Origin of the sequence: Moorena sp. SIO2C4 (assembly GCF_010672485.1) — a bacterium.
In the GTDB taxonomy this organism is placed as follows: Bacteria; Cyanobacteriota; Cyanobacteriia; order Cyanobacteriales; family Coleofasciculaceae; genus Moorena; species Moorena producens.
In genome coordinates, this window is sequence record NZ_JAAHGN010000836.1 from 1 (window position 1) to 3,436 (window position 3,436).

Here is a 3,436-nt window from a genome sequence, read left to right on the forward strand (position 1 = left end):
TCAAGTGCGATAGAAGATAGAACAAACCTTACCCCAGAACCAGCTTTCGAGAACATTGTCCGTCGGGAGTATGTGGATGAGTCTTTACAACAAGCGCGGCTGGTGATGGTGTGGCGGGTGCCTGGTATACCTGAGTTGAAGGAAACCTATGCTTTGGATGTGCTAGCAGGAATTTTAGGACGAGGTCGTATGTCCAGGCTGTTTAGGGATTTGCGAGAAGAACGGCAACTGGTTACTCAAATTGGGGTTAGTAATATCACTCAGCGGCTGCAAGGGGTGTTTTATATTTCTGCTAAACTGCCAGCTGAGAATTTGGCAGAGGTGGAGAATGCGATCGCAAACCATATCCATCGCTGTCAGACAGAATTGGTATCAGACTCAGAGATTGCTCGGATTCGTACCAAAGTGGCCAATCAGTTTATCTTTAGTAATGAAAAACCAAGTGCTCGCAGCAATTTATATGGTTACTATTACTCCCAAGTCGGGGATTTAGAACCAGCACTGAATTACCCTAGTCATATTAAATCAGTTAGTGCTGTTGATATCCAAAAGGCTGCACAGCAGTATCTGTCTCCCCATGCTTATGGTATTGTGATCGCAAAGGGAACAGGGAACAGGGAGTAGGGAATAGACTAAGATGTGGAAAGAAATTGCTGACCAGATAAGCCAAGTCACTCGTGAAACCTTTGAGATTAACCAGCGCCAATCTGTTGGTGGTGGCTGTATTAATCAGGGTTATGCTCTGGTCGGTAAGACTAATAAGTATTTTGTTAAACTCAATTCTGCCTCTGCTGTCTATATGTTTGAGGCCGAAGCCCTCGGTCTAAAGCAGATGGTGGCAACTCAGACTATCCGAATCCCCAAACCAATTTGCTATGGTACTGCCGTGGATTGTTCTTATATTGTTTTGGAGTGGCTAGACCTTGGTGGCGGTAACAGTACCGAGTCTTGGGTAAAAATGGGACATCAGTTAGCAGCCATGCATCAGGCTGCTACTCCCCAAGCTTCAACCGAGATGGGTAAGTTTGGTTGGAATCAAAATAATACTATTGGTTCGACACCACAAGTTAATCAATGGATGTCGGATTGGGTAGAGTTTTTTGTAGAGTATCGCCTGGGTTATCAGTTTCAGCTAGCACGGCGTCGCAGTGGTCATTTCCCGAAACAAGACCAATTACTGGCAATAGTTCCTAAATTACTGGATCATCAGCCTCAACCTTCCTTAGTACACGGTGATTTATGGGGTGGTAATGCGGCTATTACCATGTCGGGAGAACCAGTAATTTTTGACCCTGCTACTTATGTAGGCGATCGCGAAGTTGATATTGCGATGACCGAATTGTTTGGTGGTTTCCCAGCAGCATTTGATCGAGGCTATAACGAGGTGTGGCCTTTAGAGCAAGGTTACAAACGGCGGAAAAACCTCTATAACCTTTACCACATCCTCAATCACTTTAATCTCTTTGGTAGTGGTTATGAATCCCAAGCTAACCGGATGATTGATCAGATTTTGAGGGATTAATTCTAATTAATTTGGCTCTCAATAATCTCCTCAATCATTGCTTCTAATTCACCCATAGGAAGATTGAGGTCATCGAGTGTTACCTGAAATTGGACATAACGTTCATCTAGATCGAATGTTTCTTCTAGAAAACCCCCAAATCCACGGGCTCGTTTATCTATTTCTAAGAAAACTTCTAAGTCTTCTGAGTAGAGAGAAAAAATGATTTCCAATTCATCCAAGCTACCCTGATACTTACCCATGGGACGAAACTCGAACTCTTGGACGAATGGATATCTACCCCCGAAGTGAGTATTATACTGACAATCGACTTCATGAAGTTGAAATCCTAGGTTTTCTAATGCATCAAACACCGCTTGCATTAACGGGTGTGGATGTACCTCAATGTAATCGGTGTCTTTCGGGTCAACGGCAATGGGAATATCTAAGCCAGTACGTAAATATACTGGTTGGCTGGTTAATGTCAGTGGTGTTTCCTCAGGGAGGGGAAACGAAAATGGAATAACTATTTCCTCTTTTGCCTCCAAGTTGAAGCGTTCCGAGAGGCGATATTGCATTAATATGCATTCCTCTGTGATTGAGGTATCTTCTTCTTCCCGCAAGTATTCGGTAACTAGATAAATATAAATATCATCAATCTTCTGGGAAACATCTCCCCCAGTAATATAAACTTCCCCTTCTACCATTTCCCCAGGAGCTAGGGAATCAAAGTACAAACGTGTATCTACCTTTGCTGCTCCAATGCCAACCTGAGCTAATAGCTTTTTGAACATAAACCTAGTTTTTTAACTAACTTTGCTACTAGCTTAATCTATGATTCTGGAGTTTTAGGGAGTCGGGAATCGGGAGTCGGGAATCGGGAGTCGGGATAATAAAATTTAATGTACCTGATCAGTATAATCAACTATATAAATGAAACACTTAGGTCGTGGGATTGCCCTACGGCCACGCTACGCGATTGATCTACGGTCACGCTACGCGAACACAAATTGAGATTATTTGGGCTTGAGGCAGATTAATTGGGGTTGGGGACAAATACAGTCAATCCCTTGGGAATACATTCAACTTTGATAGGAGTTGTTCCAATGACTTCTCCATCCACAACCACCTTCTGAGGGGGATCTGTGGCGATTTTGATACTGCGGGTTCGGACATGATGAATATTTTCTTGGTTGGGTGTCAGGTGAACCAACGCGGCACCAAAGGCATTGACCATTGATGTGACCGCCTGAAGTTTTGTGTCTACTTTGGCCATGGTGACATCCAGTAACCCGTCGTCGTAAATAACTTCACCCATTCCTTGGGCTAACACTGAGGTAGGGGGAGCCGCATTAGCCACAGTGATAGCCCCTACTTCAACTCGATAGATCTGGTCTTCAATTTCCACAGCCGCATCAAATAGCTCTTGTTCATCCAGTTGTTGCCATCCCGCTACCAGATAGGCCAGTACCCCCCACTGATCCTTGAATTCTCGGCTAGCTTTATCGACCATTTCTGCTTCAAAACCAATTCCGGTTAATAAAATCATGGGGGTGTCGTTACAGCGAGCCGCATCAATCACTTTGGTATAGCCTTCGGAAATGATGCGGCAGGCGGCGCGAATGGGCATTACTGTGCCACCAATGCCCAACGCCTGACAAAAGGCATTAGCGGTTCCTCTGGGAATAATGGCGAGGGGAATGTTGGTATCAATCAGCTGACTGGCAACGGCGGATACGGTGCCGTCACCGCCAGAGGCAATGATGAGATCGGCGTGGACTGCGATCGCCCGTTTGGTCAATTCTTCCGCCGTAATTTCTAGAGTAGTTTGATGGATATGGAGATTGAAATGGCCACCCAGCATGTTTTCAATAATGGTCAATTCATGATCGGAGTCTCCTTGACCGGCCACTGGATTAAAAATAAGGTGAGCCA

Annotated in this window: 4 protein-coding genes; 2 read left to right on the top strand and 2 right to left on the bottom strand. The window is 44.7% G+C overall.

Annotation, left to right across the window (positions count from 1 at the left end; translation table 11 throughout):
* Together F6K20_RS29945 and F6K20_RS29950 are read left to right on the top strand one after the other, a co-directional pair.
* The coding region (locus tag F6K20_RS29945; protein WP_287297128.1) for a M16 family metallopeptidase at nucleotides 1-624 on the top strand (624 nt) is incomplete at its 5' end.
* A gap of 13 nt (nucleotides 625-637) precedes the next feature.
* Entirely contained in the window at nucleotides 638-1,522 is an 885-nt protein-coding gene (locus tag F6K20_RS29950; protein WP_287297130.1) for a fructosamine kinase family protein, read from the top strand.
* A 2-nt stretch (nucleotides 1,523-1,524) separates the two neighbouring features.
* On the opposite strand, the gene F6K20_RS29955 is transcribed toward F6K20_RS29950, so the two are convergent.
* Both F6K20_RS29955 and F6K20_RS29960 read right to left on the bottom strand, forming a co-directional pair.
* On the bottom strand, nucleotides 1,525-2,295 hold the full coding sequence (locus tag F6K20_RS29955; protein WP_008188047.1) for a sporulation protein: 771 nt from the start codon (nucleotides 2,293-2,295) through the stop codon (nucleotides 1,525-1,527).
* Nucleotides 2,296-2,537: 242 nt separating this feature from the next.
* On the bottom strand, nucleotides 2,538-3,436 hold an 899-nt coding region (locus tag F6K20_RS29960; protein WP_287297132.1), incomplete at its 5' end, for a diacylglycerol kinase family protein.

What these genes read in the sequence shown, in the direction of transcription:
- F6K20_RS29950 (WP_287297130.1), top strand. Translation starts at nt 638, where the DNA reads ATGTGGAAAGAAATTGCTGACCAGATAAGCCAAGTCACTCGTGAAACC.
- F6K20_RS29955 (WP_008188047.1), bottom strand. Translation starts at nt 2,295, where the DNA reads ATGTTCAAAAAGCTATTAGCTCAGGTTGGCATTGGAGCAGCAAAGGTA.